Raw genomic sequence first — 14,461 nt, forward strand, 5'->3', positions numbered from 1 at the left:
CGTTAAGTCTGAATCTCATCCGGTTTAGTACTCATCAAAGCATAGGTTCTGGTATCCTGCGGATATCTGTCTGCAAAAGGTATGATTACATTTCCGTAAAAAAGCAGCCCTTCTCCTGCATTACTGTTATTTACAAAAGAAATCTGATGCTTGGAAATATTCAATTTCTCCGCAAGGATCTTCTGATCCCCGCTGTGCTGATTTAACATCAGGATAAAATCACTGTTTCCCACAATACTTTCTACTGCCAGAGAGCCAAGAAAATCTGTTACATTCTGGCTGATTCCTGTAATGATTCCACCCCACTTACGAAATCTCTTCCACATTTCAATAGAATAATTAGCAGTCTGTGGCTGGTTCAGCAAAAGGTGAAATTCATCCACATAATAACGGGTTGATTTCCTGCGGCTGCGGTTCTGTGATACTCTTGTCCAAACCATATGCTGGACAATCAACATCCCTGCTTTTCGTAGTGTGGTTCCAAGTTCCCGGATATCAAAGCATACCACTCTGTTCTGCGTATCGACATTACTTCGATAGTTAAATACATTCTGCGATCCTGTTACATACAACTGCAGACTGTTGGCAATGTTCTGTGCTGCTGGTTTATCTGGTGCATAAAAGTTCAGACGTTCATAGAAATCCTGCAAAGTCGGCATATTTTCCGGTTTTGGATCATTGTAAAGATATTTTTTATAAATGTCTTTTACACACAGGTCAATCATGGAAACCTCATCACCATTTAATTCTGCATTTTGAGGTTTCTTCATAATAACCTCGCAGAAAGATGTGATAAACTCTGCTTTATCAGCAATAATGGTATCAATATCCTCCACATCGCCATTAATCCTGTATTTCTCCGGATGATAAATAACATCCAGGTTCACTTCCATAGGATTGATGTAATCATTACTTTTTGCACTGATTTTAATAACTTCACCATTTAAGGCATTTACCAGCGGAAAATATTCTCCCTCCGGGTCACAGATAATAATGTCATCGTCTGTAATCAGGAAAACATTGAGAATTTCTCTTTTCGTTGCAAAACTCTTACCGGAACCAGGAGTACCCAAAATCAGGCCGTTAGGTGTTTTCAATCGTTTCCGATCCACCATAATGAGATTGTTTGACAGTGCATTTAAGCCATAGTAAAGAGCTTCACCGCCTTGGAAAAGTTCCTGTGTAGTAAACGGAACAAAGATTGCTGTAGAAGTCGTAGTCATAATTCTCTGTATTCCAGTCTGGTTCATTCCCAGTGGCAGTGATGCCACAAGTCCCTGTTCCTGCTGATATTGAATTCTCCGTATATTGCAATTATATTTCTGGGCGATTCCTGCAGTCTGATACACAATATTGTCCAGTTTTCTCTTATTGTCCGCTGTATTCATCAGCAAAAAAGTAAGTTCAAAAAGTTTCTCATTCCTGGACTGGATTTCATTGAGCAATCCCTCCACATCCTCTCCGTATGTAGAAATGTCCGTTGGAATAATATCCATATCATATCCGCTTCTGACCGCTTTCTTCTGTTCTTCAATTTTCATTTTCTGAATATTTGACAGCGTACTTTTCAGGCTTTTAATAGCTGCCTTGGGATCAATTGGACGCAGGTGCATATTGATGATAAGATTCTCTTCCAGATCCAGCAGATCTGCCAGCAGTTTATCCGTAAGTTCTGGTGATGTAATCTGTAAATATGACACGCATCCAAAAGTCTGTCCCATCCGAAAATAGCTGTCATTACGAAAATCAAATCCGGTAGGTGCAATAAAGTCTTTTGTCTGCAGACCTGTTTTTGCAACCATCCCATAATGGAAATGGAAAGATTCTTTTGTGTCCATATTCATCACATCATGCAGAATTTTCAGACGTTCTACTCCATTTAAAGGCTCTGCCATGGCTCCCATCACCTTAAAATTATTCAACACACTGGCTTCAATTCTCTCCAGCCTGGATTTTGCATTTCGCAGATTATCCGCTTTAATGGAAAATGTGATATATTTTGTTTTTACAAGCCCGTTATTTCCTTTGGAAAGCTGCATTTTCAACATATCCGAATATTCTTTCCGGATATCATTGAAACAGTCATCCTGCTCTGGAATATCAATATTTTTTGCATACTCATCAAAATTCACCTGTTGATTAAGAAATGTAATTTGTACCTCAACAGAGCTGTCAAATGAATTCAGGAACTCACAATAGTTCTCAAAAATAGCCGCTTTATCATCATTCTGCGCTAACTGGTAATTTATATCGTAGAACTGCACCATTTTTGAATAATAGTTATCATCCGTTCTGCAGATACCATCCTTATATATTTCCTTATATGGAATCGTATCCTGCGCTGTAAAAGGCTTCCTCTTCTTCTGATTCTCCGCTTTTATCATCCGAAGTTCTTTCAGACGCTTTTTTTCCTCTTTCGTAAGTCCGGTTTTCTGTTTCTTATTTTTTTCGGTCTGCTTTTTTAAAGAAATGGAACGGATTTCTCGCTTCCCTGGCTTCTTTTGCCTTTTTCTCAAGCCATGCACCCTCTTTCTCTAATTTATCGTACTCTATAATCCGGTCATATAAGTTTTGGGAACGATAGACCCTGATTCCAGGTCTTAAAAATTTCTGCCGGATAATGTGAAGCAATATTTTCTCTGCTGGAAATCCATCCTTTTCATACATTGCAAAAAAGAAAAATGGCAGCATCACTATGATCATAAGCGTTGCTGCCACATCTGTTCCCATTCCTGCTTTTGTCAGCAAATAGACCGGAACACCACAAATTCCTGCCAGAGAAAAACATATAATTTGTCTTTTAGTTAAATTCAGTGCTAATTTTGTCTTTATTTTTGAAAAATCTTTCGGCACTGGAACATATGCCATATTCTTGTTTCCTCCTAATGTGCATTGAAGATTGATTTTGCCAGGGAACTGGTCTTAAACAGGCTGAAACATAAAATAACTGTATATGCTGCAACTGACCAGATAGCTGTATGAAGATTATCCGCAACTGTAATAGCATTTACCAGAACTGCATAAATCGCAACACATACCATCATAAAAAATCCCTGGAATCCCAACGCTAATAATGCCTTCACGTAATTATTTCCAATACTTCCCCATTCCCTGTTCGTAAATGTTGAAAACGGAATAGGTGCCACAGAGACATAAAGATATATTTCTATCATTCGTCCATATAAAATGACGGTAATCAGGACTGATATGATTTTTAGGCATAAACTGACTAGCATCGTTTCCAGACCAAGCCCCAGTAATTCTCCGATTCCCATATCTTCAATCTGCGTTTCAAGAAGTGTTTTCAATGCTTCTGTAACATCAATAGATGCAGAACCGGTTATCATACCGCCAGCATTAGATACCACATGATTCGCTACATCAAAAATTGCCATCGCAATATCAAAAGTATGAGTAACCAGATATACCGCTACCCACATCTTGAAAATGTATTTGAAAAACATAAACGTATCCGTATCGTGCATATTGTTTTTTTCCATAATCATGGAAATCAGCTCATAACACAGTACAAATGTAATAATCATCCCCGCAATGGGGACAATGACATTATCCGACAGATTTTTTATCATGGAAAAAATGCCACTGTTCCAATTTTGGGGTGTTTTCCCAACCTCTGTAGCAATCGTTTCTACTTTGGTATTTACATCGGTGAACATGGTATCCAGGTTTGATGTGATCCAGCCTGTTAGCAGATCCTTTATGAACTCTGTTATTTTTTCGGTTATTCCACCCATTTATTTATCCAAACAAAGTTGCAAGCTGTGGAATCAGGTTTATTCCAATCAGTACGATGCCACCGCCCGCCATCAACTGTTTTATCCCCAATTAGGTGTAAAATTCTGCTCGATGGCGGGCGGCGGCGTACAAAAATCTATATGGTGTTTTTAAGAGAACCATCCAGGCGGGACAGGTCAGGCAGTGACCTGTTCCACCTCCGGGATGGGTTTGAGATTAAAATGAATTTCGATAGAAATGTGTCTTGTTTTATCTTCGTCAATGCGCTCATGCACGACGATTTCTTTGATTAAGCGGTTAAGGGTGGCTGCATCCAGCTCTGTGATGTTGGCGTATTCCTGAATGGCTTCCACCCATTGTTTTGCATCATTGGCAAGCTGGACTTCATCGGACAGCCGCTTTCTGCCCTCGGACACTTTTGTTTTAAGCTCCGTCTGCTCGGTCTGCGTCTTTTCCAGCATGGTGTTGAAGTTCTGCTCACTGATACGCCCTGCAATCATATCCTCATAAAGCCGCATTACCATTTTGTCCAGAACCTCAATCCGTTCCTCGTCCCTTGTAAGGGAGCGTTCCATTGCTTCCCGCTGTTCCCGCTGCTCGGCTTCACAGGTATTGGTCAGGCGGTCGGCAACCGCTTCTCCGTCCATCAGGGCAGCTCTGGCACATTCCCGGATTTTCCGCAGCACATGACTGTAAAGGGTGTCATAATCAATCCGGTGCTGGGTGCAGTGGTTCTTTCCAAAGGCATTGTAGGTCTTGCAGGAGTAAATCCGCTGGGGATGTTTTGCGTTTGTGTAGCGTATCGTCAGCGACTTCCCACACTCGCCGCATTTTATCAGTCCGGCAAACAGGCTGATTTCATTGGTCTGCCCCGGACGCTGGCGGGATTTCAGCTTGTTCTGCACAATATCAAAGCTCATGCGGTCAATCAGCGGTTCGTGCTGTCCCTCAACCACAACCCAGTCCTCCGGTTTCTTTTCCCCAATCGTGCCGATTTTGAAGCGGTAGTCTTTTTTCTGGGAAGCAATCGCCCCGGTGTAGACGGGATTCATCAAAAGGTCTTTGATAACGGAGAAGTCCCACATATACCGCCCGTTTTCCGGGTCTTTCTTTTCCCATTTGGTGCGGGTATTGCGAAGCCCCCGTTCCCGGTTCCACCATGTGGGGCAGGGGATTTTTTCTTCCTCCAGCCGTCTGCGGATATAGTTCGGACCATGACCGTTTAGGGCATATCCGAAAATCAGCCGCACAATCGGGGCGGTTTCCTCGTCAATGAGCAGATGGTTTTTGTCCTCCGGGTCTTTCCGATACCCAAACGGGGCAAGACACCCGGTAAACTGTCCTTTCTGCGCTTTCAGAAGATAAGAGGAATGGACTTTCTTGGAAATATCCTTGCTGTACATCTCGTTCAGGATATTCTTGAACGGGGCAATGTCGTTGTTATCCCGTAAGGTGTCGATACCGTCATTCATGGCGATATAGCGCACCCCGTTTCTTGGGAAAAAGTCCTCAATCAAATGCCCGGTTTGCAGATAGTTACGCCCCAGTCGGCTGAGGTCTTTCGTGATAACAAGGTTGATTTGCCTGCGCTCAATGGATCTCAACATTCTCTGTAAATCAGGACGCTCCATATTAAGACCTGTGAAGCCATCGTCCTGATAGACTGCCACAACCTCCCATCCCTGCTTTTCGCAGTATTTTTCCAGCATATCACGCTGGTTTGCGATACTGGCACTTTCGCCTTGCAGGTCATCGTCCTTTGACAGTCTGCAATAGACCGCTGCACGATAGCCCCCGGCAAGTGCCGAACCGATTGTTCTGTATTCCATTTCGTTCATCATAGCCATTTACCCACACAATCCAGACGGTATCCGGCTCTTTTGAACCTCATCTTCATTATACTTCAATTCTTTCTTTTTAGCAAGATATTCTTTTGTATTTGTCTTGCCGTATTTCTGGGAAATCAGGCTGACGAACACATCGGTGGCGTCCAGCTCCCCGTCAAATACAGTGGTCACATGAATCTCTGTTTTGTTTTTTGCCATAGGCAGTTATCCTCCATACATGAAAATAGCCAGACAGAGGGTGTCGGCAACGAAGTCCGGCAACGGGCTTCAAAAGACCTTGCAAACAATCTCAATCTGGCGGTGGTTACTATTTATACTTTTCTTTTATTTTTCTGTTGTTTTGGTTGTCATAGGGGAGAAAAGCCCGCAGTTATGGGTTTTTCCCCGGCAACCGGCTCGGCAACGGGATAGCAACGAAGTCGGCAACGGGCTGTCATTTTCAGAATGGAAGCTCCATCTGCTCCGTGACCTCCACAAAACCGTCCATAGATTTTTCGGGCGGGTTGTCGGTGTCCGTTGCCGGGATTTCACGCTCCCAGCCCTTTTGTCTGCCATATTCCGCAAACATTCTTGGATTGGAAAAGTAGTTCCACCCGGTAATGCACTGGTTCATTATCTCGTTGATTTCCCGGATTTCCCATTGCTTCGGCTCGTCAAAGGTGTGATTTAAGGCTTCCTTGTAGAGCTGCTTGGAACAGATCGTTTCCCCGGTGTACTTATCAAGGTAAGCCTGTATCATCCCGGCTTTGGTGTCCTCCGGCATAAAATCCCGCTGGTGTTCTTTGAGATACCGCTGCATGGCTGGGCTGAATGACAGCTTGTACCTGCCGCTTCGGTAAATCTCCATTGCTTCCGCCCACATCTGGCTGATATAGGCTCTGGAAGCGGCTTCGTCCTCCAAAATGTGAACCTCGGCTTGCTCCGGGTACACCATGACCGGGATAAATCGGCGGTTGCCGGAACGGTCAAGGGGGAGAAAGTCAAGGGCGTTGGAAGTACCGCCGAACACGCACTGACGGGGACGGTCTGCCGGGTGGGTTTCATAGGGTATCTTATAAACCTCTTTCTGTCGGCTTAGAAAAGACTTGATTTCCTCAATGCTCTTGGCATTGGCGGTTGCCATCATTTCCGACATTTCAATTATCCAGTGACCTTGCAGCTTGCGGTACACGTTATCATCGTCCAGCTTCCGCAAATCATCGGAAAACCACTCGTCCCGGACTGCCAGCAGACGGAAGAAGGTGGACTTGCCAGCCCCCTGACCGCCTACCAGACACAGCATGATTTCAAACTTGCTTCCGGGCTTAAATGCCCTTGTAATCGCCCCCAAAAGAAACAGCTTTAGGGCTTCATAGGTGTAATCGTCCACATCCGCCCCCAGAAAGTGCCGCAGACAGAAGCGGATGCGCTCCGTCCCGTCCCATGCAAGGCTGTTCAGAAAATCCCGGATGGGGTGGTACTTATTCTCATTCGCCACAATCCCGATGGCGGTTTCAATCTTTTTCTCACTGGTCAGCCCGTAGGTTTCCTCCAGATAGAGAAGCAGATACTTCATGTCTGTATCGGTCAGGGCTGTGCTTTCTCTGTGAAAACCGATGGGCTTTATGATGTCCTTTCGGTCGGTCAGGATGTTATAGGCGATTGCCCCGGCAAGCACCGGGTCACGCTGGAATACGGTCAGGCAGTTCCGTATGCTCTGGCGGACACCGCCTTTCTCGGTGGTTTCCAGAGTTGCCTTTACTTCCTCAACGCTCTGGGGCGGCTGCATGGCGTTCATGGTGTTTTTTAGTTCTTGCTGCGTCTGCGGCGGCAAGCTCTGCCATTCGCTGTTCAAGCTGTATCACATCCTTTCCATGTTCCGTAATCAGTGAAGCGATTTCCTCCGTATCCCCAAACAGCAGCACATCCAGCAGATATTCCACATGGGCTTGCTTCTGCAAGGCTTCCACGAACCGGGGATGAAACGCTTCCTCCGGGGAGTGCGGGGCATAGTCGGTTTTCCATACCCGTAAGAGGTGTAGATAATCGGCAAGGACACGGAAGCAATGTGCCTTTGCTTCCCGGAACTGTTCTTCCGGGGATTTCTGCCGGGGCTTGGGCTTCCTTGCCCTGCCCGGTGGCTTCCAGTCCTCATAGGCAAGCCCGAAGTCACTCGCCAACTGTGCGGCGGCTTCCTTTTTCCCCAGCCCGTACAGGGCAGCTACAAAATCAATCACATCCCCATCTGCACCACATCCGAAGCAGTGGAAACGCTTGTCCAGCTTCATGCTGGGGGTCTTATCGTTGTGGAACGGGCAGCAAGCCATCCCGTTTCTGTTTACCCGGATTCCGTAATGCTCCGCAGCCTGTCTTGTCGTAACGGACTGCTTCACAGCTTCAAATACATTCAAATCAATTCCTCCTTGTAAAAAGAAAAGGCACTTATCATTCTCAATCTGAAAATGGCAAGTGCCTGTTAAAGTTCCATATCCTGTTGTTTGTGTTTCGTCTGCGCCGGGGCGTTTTTCTGTGCTCTCTTCTCGTCAGCCTTATCCTGCAAGACTTCTTTGAGGGGCTGCTTCTTGGGCGGCTCTTTGCTTTCCTCTGTGCCGGGTGTGGCTTTCCGTACCCAGTAGCGGATGTCCCACAGCTTCTTCAAATCTTCCTGCACCTCGGTCAACGGTACTTTCAAGTCTGCGATTTCGTCCACAAGCTTCGCCTGTTCCTGCAAAAGCTCCTTTTTCGTGCTGTCCTTATCGTCCGGGTGCTTGGCAAGGTAGGCACTGGCTTTCTCAAACCGGGCAACCTCCGGGTGTTCCAGCTTGAATTTTTCCTTAGTTTTCTTGAAAAATATCTTCTGGTATTTCTCATAAACGGGCTTACATTCCTTACAGTCCGTCCGGGCGGCAAGGATAGCGTCAATCACGTTGCTGCGGGTTTCCTTTGGCTTCATCTGCTTTCGGTAGTCGGCGGCAGATTTCCCGGACGTTTCTATAAAGTTTTCCAAATCCTCCACGGTGGAAAGTCCCTTTCTCTGGAGATAGGACAGGGCTTCGCTGACTGCCTTTAAGTCTTTGGAAGTCCCCCGGCTTTGTCCCGCCCGTGTCCAGCTGCTCCGTTCTGCCTTTCGTATCTCCATATACTTCATCAGCAGATTGGGAAGAAAGACCGCTTCCTCCGCAGCTTTTTGGGCAAGCAGTTCATTCCGCTTTTCGCTAAGCTCCGCAATCCAGCCTTTGAGATTTTTAATAAGCTGCCGGATGGACTTCATCAAACTATTGGCGGCTTTGATTTCTCGGTTCAGGTTGCCGATGTTCGTCTGAATCCCACGCTTTTCCATCTGCCGGACAGCAGCCCCTTCATGGACGGTAGGGATAATATCAAGCCCCTGTCTTTCGTAAGAACGGAGATCTACTCGTTCCGGGCGGTTGTTGGCTTCCAGATAGCGGTTTTGGATGACCTCCCATTCATGCCGCCAGATTTCGCCATATTTGCGGTCGTTCCAGTCAACCGTATCTTCCTTGTGGCTTTTCCACCTGCCGGACGGGAGCTTGATTCGTTCCCCGTTCTTATCAAGTTCATAGACCTTGCGGCTCTTGGGAAGCCATTTCCCACGCTCATCCATTGCCCGCATGGTCAGCATGACATGGGCGTGTGGGTTTCCGTCCCCTTTGTCATGGATGGCAAAATCCACGCACATTCCTTTGGAAACAAACTGCTGGCGGCAGAAATCCCGTACAAGGGCGGCGTACTGGTCGGGCGGTATCTCTCTGGGAATGGAAAGCACCCACCGCCTTGCAAGCTGGGAGTTCCATTGCTTCTCAACAGCTTCGGCAGCGTTCCAGAGGGTGTTGCGGTCTGTGTACTCCAGGGGAGCGTTTGCCGGGAGCAGGATTTCATTGTGGACGATACCACGCTTTTCCGGGTAGTGTTTTACTTCCTGGTCATATTCACAGAACAGCTTTTCGCCGCTCTGGTAAGCAGCGGCGGCAACCGCAGACTGGCGGTGGCTGCGCTGCACAATAGAGATTTCGTTGTGTGGACAGGGCATTTTGTGTTCCTCCTTTCCGTTTTTGGACATAGAAAAAGCAGGATACCTTTTCAGATTTCCTGCTTGTTGTGCCGCTGGGGGCGGCGGGTATTTAGTAATACATTTACATAGTTTTGTGCAAGTACCAAAGTCGCACAATAAATACAATTTGTCCAATAGCATAAGCCCCAATAATAGTGAAACATGGGACTACTGTCATATATCCGGTGAAAATCAAAGCAAAAATAGAAACAGCAATCGTAACATTCATTACCTTGAAGCCACTTGCCATAGCAGCATTACTAAGCGAAATATTTCTCTCGTCATTTTCCTCTATTTCCATTTCTTTGGTTTTCTTAACGAACAAGTCGCACACACCAGATACAATCAGCAAAATTCCAATGAGAGATGTACCTACTACTATTAAGTCGGGACGTGGCACAGGTATTATTTCATGTACTCCCAAACCGTATGTTAGCAATCCTCCCAGTAGAATAATCATTCCTGTAACTGTCATTAAAATCAACAACCTTTTTTTCATAATCAATCCTCCTCGTAAATAAAAATTTCTTCAATACTCATGTTGAAATATCTGGCAATCTTAAATGCCAACTGAATAGATGGGTTATAGCGTCCGTTTTCCAAAGAGCCGATGGTCTGTCGTGATACTTCCAATGCATTTGCTAAATCTTCTTGCTTTATGCCTCGTTGCTTTCGTAATTCTTCCAGGCGATTTTTCATGTCATCCTCCTCTCTTATGGAAAGTTAACTTTCCATGCTTCCATTATATCACATAGTTCTTTTATGTCAAGTTAGCTTTCCATTTGCATTATATTTTATGAAACTTATCGGCTGGGAACAGCTTGCAACGCAAGGTGTCCCCAGATGGCAAGTCCACAAAAGGGTAGCTGGCGGCAGCCAGCGCAGGGGAAGTGTAGCGTCCCCTGTTTGATTTGGAGCAGACCGTGGCTGCGGAAAATCACAGCCCTCCTGCAAGGAGCCTTCGGAGAACGCAATGCACCAACCTCTGGGTGGTGTATAATTGCGCCCTTAGTAAACTAAGGGGTTTCCGGCTTCTCCCGTTCCAGCAGTTTTTTCAATATATCTTGCGTGTCCTGCCTGTGAAAAATGAGTTTCAGCAACAGCATGACATCATCGTCCGTCAGGCGTTCCGGCTCTTGCAGAAAACTTTCCAGCATACCGCCACGAGTACAGAGCCGGTGCGTCCGTTCCTTTCGGGTAAGCTGCTTCAACTGGTGCTGCAATGCCTTTTCATCATTGATGGCTTTCCGCAGTTTCTTTTCGCTTTTCTCCAACTCCCGGTTGAGCTTTCCCAGCTTTGAGGTATCAGGCAAGGGTAGCGCCCTCCTTTCCCGGTATCAGCACATAAATCCTGTTCGGTTCTCCCACGCCCTGACGCACCCGCATGATAAGTCCGGCGGTTTCCAGTTCATTCAAAGAACGCTTGACCGTCATGAGGCTGCGGGACAGGACTGCGGCAATGGCTGTGATAGGGAAGCAGACAAAAAGAATCCCGTTCTCGTCCGCCTGCCCTCTGAAAAGCATAGCGTCCAACATCCGGCAGTACATGACCTTTGCGGTGCTGCTGACTGGAAATCCTGTCAACGCTCTGGGAAATGGCATACAGGGCGGCAATGGTGTGTCTATCGTCATAAATTCAAAATTCATTCGGTGTGTTCCTCCTTTTTCTTTGCTCGTTTGGATAAATAACGGGGGCAGTCAATCACAACCGCCCGGAAGCTCTGCTTGCACCCATGCTGGCATTTCCGGCATAATTCGTTGTAAGTGACACGCCCCCGGTCATTGAGGTAAAAGGAAAGCTCATGCTTCCTCTTTTTGCTCATTCTCGGCATATTGCGCTTCCTCCCGTTTTTGTGTATGGTTTCGGGGCGATTTTCGGCAAAATTACGGTCATAGAGCCGCTTAAAATCTCCCGAAGTATCAGCGATAGGGTAGACTATCCCCCTATCAGATTGTCGTGTTTCGGTATCATTTCGGTGTCAGTTCGCCAGTTCTCCCCGGTGTCGTTCCTCCCCTGAATCTCACAGCGGCGTATCGCTCCCTTTGGTACGCTCGTTTCGGTCAGGGTTCCTCCATATCCCTGCCAAAAGTCATGGCGCTACATCGCCGGGGAAGCATATCCCACACAGGCTGGTCATTCGATTGGAATAATCCATCGATGAACTACCTGTATCATAGAACATTTTTGTGCCCTGTGCCGTATATCCACAAAGTAGGAATCAGGGGGAAAATCAGAAATTTCCACGATTGCGGAAAGTGTGATATAATCCAGTTAAACGGCAGAAATAAAACCACCGGAAAGGAGCGTGCGCCCATGAAAGTTGCAACAAGCATACAGGAACGCCTTTGGGAACTCCGCAAAGACAAAGGCTTAAATCTGGAAGAACTATCAAAGCTGACGGGCATTTCTAAATCAGCCCTTGGCAGTTATGAAAAAGAGGATTATAAGGAAATCAATCATGGCAACCTTATCACGCTGGCAGACTTCTATGGGGTTTCCGTCGATTATCTGCTGTGCCGGACAGAGAACAGGGAGCAGATCAACACGCCACTGACGGAGCTGCATTTGAACGATGAGATGGTGGCACTGCTGAAAAGCGGTCGGATTAACAACCGTCTGCTCTGCGAACTTGCCACCCATAAGGACTTTATCAAGTTTCTTGCGGACATTGAGATTTATGTGGACGGGATTGCCACCATGCAAATCCAAAATCTCAACTCCCTTGTTGATACCGTCCGGCATGAAATTATTGAACGGTATCGCCCCGGCGAAGATGACCCGCATTTGAAGGTGCTGCAAGCCGCACATATCAGTGATGATGAGTATTTCAGTCACATGGTTCTGGATGACCTCAACCTGATTATCCGGGATATTCGGGAATTCCACAAAAAGGACAGCGAGAGTGCGCCCCAAACTACCGTTGCCGATGAACTGAAAGAAAATCTGGAAGCGGTCGAAAATTTCAAGGGCAGTCGAGATGAAAAACTGGTTATCCTTTACTGCAAGCAGCTTGGTATCAACTATAAAAACCTGTCAGAAGAAGAATTTCGCTGGTTCATTCGTATTCTCAAAAAATCAAAGAAAATGGGAACACCTATCAGCCAGAGGAAAAAACGGTAAAGGAAAACCGCTGTTGCATGGTTTGTTGGATTCCATGTAGCAGCGGTTTGTGCTGTGGTTATTATTTCATTCGTTTTCTTAATATTCGGCGATAATTTGTTTCTCCCTTTGGTGCGTCCTGTATAATTTCCAACACACCATCTTCAAGCATTTTATCAATGCGATTGGAAATCCATACATCACTAATTCCAAGTTGATATTTTCCTAAAACATTACCTATGACAATAGCCATTTTGAATTGCTCTGGCTGTTCCGCAATTTCACGAAGAATGAAACTATCATATATATCTTCTGAAACGCTTTGCAATTTACCATTTAACATTGCACGCAAAGGTGCATTTTCATTTTGAAGTTGATTCCATTTCATAGTACAAGCTGAAAGAAATACAGGATTAGCTTTCTCTTGTAGAGTTATATAGTTTCCCCATTCGCCAGGAGAGACCTCGCCCCATGCTATTTTGGATGTCATAGTATTTTCTTTTCCATATTCCCATGTAGGTAACTTAACCAAATAAATTGTTGTCTGGCAGTTTAATGGTTGAAGTTGTTTCATAAGCCAATACATACCACAAAGCTCATCTGGATTATAGCTATACCAAATGCGAATTTCTTCCCCAGCTACATATCGTTCAATCACTGAGGTCAATGTAGTTTTAATTTTCTGTATTTTTTCTTCAACCTGATAATCTAAATCCTCTACAAAGCAGACAGACAGCATTTTCTTGAAAATATTTTTCCGCTGTTCGCCAATTCCATTATCAGAAATATCTCCCACACTAAGAGCCATATCAAAACAATAAACATCACTGCTCTTGCCTCCCAATGGAATAGCATTCTCCCAAGCAATGCGTTCTTGTTCCTGTGCTTGAAGCTGTGCCTTTTTCATTTCATCTGAAGATGGAACACTCCCGTCTTCGTGCCTCATAAATATTGAAACAGCACTTCCTCTATACTTTCCCTTGCCGTAAGTTTGGGCAATTTTCAAACTTCCACAGGCACTTTCACCAAATACAATTTCAATCATCTTATATACCTCCGATTTAATTGCTCCCGTTATGAATAAATCATCTCATACAAAACAATTTCTTCTGCCCTGTTGTGAATGTTATTGCAACGCTGCACCCATTCCATTTGTCGGGTACACTTCAATTCCTCTGTCACGCCCTCGGTAGCTTTCATCTGCTCCATGATAGTGTCTAACCGTTTTTGTGCCTGTTCATTCAGGTCTGCAAGATATGTCAACAATTCTCCGGTCAGTATCAATGTATTCAATCTGGCTGGGTGGACTTCTCTTAAATATTCCCGGTGCATTCGTCCGTACTTTCCGATAGGGCGGTGTTCCTCCGGCAGTTTCAAGCCTGGAATGTAGTAATCTCCGACAAGGATATAATCAATTCCGTTTTCCGTTATTCTTGGTTTCAATTCGCTCATGTTCCTTACCTCCTGTGGAAGCAGGCTCGTCTGGTACTAACTCAATCACATCAGTAATCTCACAATTCAGAGTTTCACAGATACGGGCTAATGTATCCATGCTGATGTGCTTTCCCTCTTTGCTCATGTTGGCAATCATATTTGTTGTCATACCAGCAGCAAGCCTTAAATCCTCTTTTCTCATATCACGCTCTAACAGTGTGTGCCAGAGTGGTTTATAGCTGATGTGCATATTGTTTTCCTGCCTTTCTATCC

Annotated in this window: 17 protein-coding genes and 1 pseudogene; 1 reads left to right on the top strand and 17 read right to left on the bottom strand. The window is 45.4% G+C overall.

Annotated features, from left to right (window positions below; translation table 11 throughout):
• Window positions 1-2 precede the first annotated feature (2 nt).
• The 14 genes and pseudogenes from CCC70_RS16175 to CCC70_RS16240 all read right to left on the bottom strand — a co-directional run bounded on the left by CCC70_RS16175 (window position 3) and on the right by CCC70_RS16240 (window position 11,486).
• Window positions 3-2,384: a VirB4-like conjugal transfer ATPase, CD1110 family gene (locus CCC70_RS16175; protein WP_287085253.1), complete on the bottom strand. Its 2,382-nt coding sequence runs from the start codon at window positions 2,382-2,384 to the stop codon at window positions 3-5.
• Between the two features lie 55 nt (window positions 2,385-2,439).
• On the bottom strand, window positions 2,440-2,868 hold the full coding sequence (locus CCC70_RS16180) for a PrgI family protein (protein ID WP_118516206.1): 429 nt from the start codon (window positions 2,866-2,868) through the stop codon (window positions 2,440-2,442).
• Between the two features lie 14 nt (window positions 2,869-2,882).
• Window positions 2,883-3,755 (bottom strand): VirB6/TrbL-like conjugal transfer protein, CD1112 family, encoded by an 873-nt coding sequence (locus CCC70_RS16185; RefSeq protein ID WP_005426566.1) that lies wholly within the window; start codon window positions 3,753-3,755, stop codon window positions 2,883-2,885.
• 4 nt (window positions 3,756-3,759) lie between these two features.
• Window positions 3,760-3,843, bottom strand: a pseudogene (locus CCC70_RS16190) (Maff2 family mobile element protein); the annotation flags it as partial.
• 89 nt (window positions 3,844-3,932) lie between these two features.
• A complete protein-coding gene (locus tag CCC70_RS16195) occupies window positions 3,933-5,603 on the bottom strand; it encodes a recombinase family protein (RefSeq protein WP_005335872.1) in 1,671 nt (556 codons plus the stop codon).
• Window positions 5,604-5,801 (bottom strand): hypothetical protein, encoded by a 198-nt coding sequence (locus CCC70_RS16200; protein WP_002595102.1) that lies wholly within the window; start codon window positions 5,799-5,801, stop codon window positions 5,604-5,606.
• 241 nt (window positions 5,802-6,042) lie between these two features.
• Window positions 6,043-7,380, bottom strand: a complete 1,338-nt coding sequence (locus CCC70_RS16205; RefSeq protein ID WP_117831474.1) for a virulence-associated E family protein — start codon at window positions 7,378-7,380, stop codon at window positions 6,043-6,045.
• Window positions 7,349-7,993, bottom strand: coding sequence for a CHC2 zinc finger domain-containing protein (locus CCC70_RS16210; protein ID WP_002595104.1), 645 nt, complete (start codon window positions 7,991-7,993; stop codon window positions 7,349-7,351). Before CCC70_RS16210 ends, CCC70_RS16205 begins: the two co-directional genes overlap by 32 nt.
• A 65-nt stretch (window positions 7,994-8,058) precedes the next feature.
• Window positions 8,059-9,633, bottom strand: coding sequence for a MobQ family relaxase (gene mobQ, locus CCC70_RS16215; RefSeq protein ID WP_002595105.1), 1,575 nt, complete (start codon window positions 9,631-9,633; stop codon window positions 8,059-8,061).
• Between the two features lie 103 nt (window positions 9,634-9,736).
• Window positions 9,737-10,153 (bottom strand): hypothetical protein, encoded by a 417-nt coding sequence (locus CCC70_RS16220; protein WP_002595106.1) that lies wholly within the window; start codon window positions 10,151-10,153, stop codon window positions 9,737-9,739.
• A 2-nt stretch (window positions 10,154-10,155) separates the two neighbouring features.
• Window positions 10,156-10,353, bottom strand: coding sequence for a helix-turn-helix transcriptional regulator (locus tag CCC70_RS16225; RefSeq protein ID WP_002595107.1), 198 nt, complete (start codon window positions 10,351-10,353; stop codon window positions 10,156-10,158).
• A gap of 317 nt (window positions 10,354-10,670) precedes the next feature.
• On the bottom strand, window positions 10,671-10,967 hold the full coding sequence (locus CCC70_RS16230; protein WP_005335898.1) for a DUF3847 domain-containing protein: 297 nt from the start codon (window positions 10,965-10,967) through the stop codon (window positions 10,671-10,673).
• Window positions 10,960-11,301: a DeoR family transcriptional regulator gene (locus CCC70_RS16235; protein WP_005335900.1), complete on the bottom strand. Its 342-nt coding sequence runs from the start codon at window positions 11,299-11,301 to the stop codon at window positions 10,960-10,962. Before CCC70_RS16235 ends, CCC70_RS16230 begins: the two co-directional genes overlap by 8 nt.
• Window positions 11,298-11,486, bottom strand: coding sequence for a hypothetical protein (locus CCC70_RS16240; protein WP_002304353.1), 189 nt, complete (start codon window positions 11,484-11,486; stop codon window positions 11,298-11,300). Before CCC70_RS16240 ends, CCC70_RS16235 begins: the two co-directional genes overlap by 4 nt.
• Before the next feature lie 482 nt (window positions 11,487-11,968).
• Here CCC70_RS16240 and CCC70_RS16245 point away from each other — a divergent pair, with 482 nt between their 5' ends.
• Window positions 11,969-12,775 (top strand): helix-turn-helix domain-containing protein, encoded by an 807-nt coding sequence (locus tag CCC70_RS16245; RefSeq protein ID WP_008372835.1) that lies wholly within the window; start codon window positions 11,969-11,971, stop codon window positions 12,773-12,775.
• Between the two features lie 61 nt (window positions 12,776-12,836).
• Here the strand turns inward: CCC70_RS16245 and CCC70_RS16250 are convergent, their stop codons facing one another.
• From CCC70_RS16250 to CCC70_RS16260, 3 genes are read right to left on the bottom strand one after another with little or no spacing between them, the layout of a single operon-like run.
• A complete protein-coding gene (locus CCC70_RS16250) occupies window positions 12,837-13,799 on the bottom strand; it encodes a DUF3658 domain-containing protein (protein ID WP_005335911.1) in 963 nt (320 codons plus the stop codon).
• 29 nt (window positions 13,800-13,828) lie between these two features.
• Window positions 13,829-14,206 (bottom strand): TnpV protein, encoded by a 378-nt coding sequence (locus CCC70_RS16255; RefSeq protein WP_005335912.1) that lies wholly within the window; start codon window positions 14,204-14,206, stop codon window positions 13,829-13,831.
• On the bottom strand, window positions 14,166-14,438 hold the full coding sequence (locus tag CCC70_RS16260; RefSeq protein WP_002593556.1) for a helix-turn-helix domain-containing protein: 273 nt from the start codon (window positions 14,436-14,438) through the stop codon (window positions 14,166-14,168). The genes CCC70_RS16255 and CCC70_RS16260 overlap by 41 nt, the downstream gene beginning before the upstream one ends.
• Between the last annotated feature and the right edge of the window lie 23 nt (window positions 14,439-14,461).

The sequence above is a fragment of the Blautia sp. LMAG:89 genome (assembly GCF_008679485.1).
In the GTDB taxonomy this organism is placed as follows: Bacteria; Bacillota; Clostridia; order Lachnospirales; family Lachnospiraceae; genus Blautia_A; species Blautia_A fusiformis.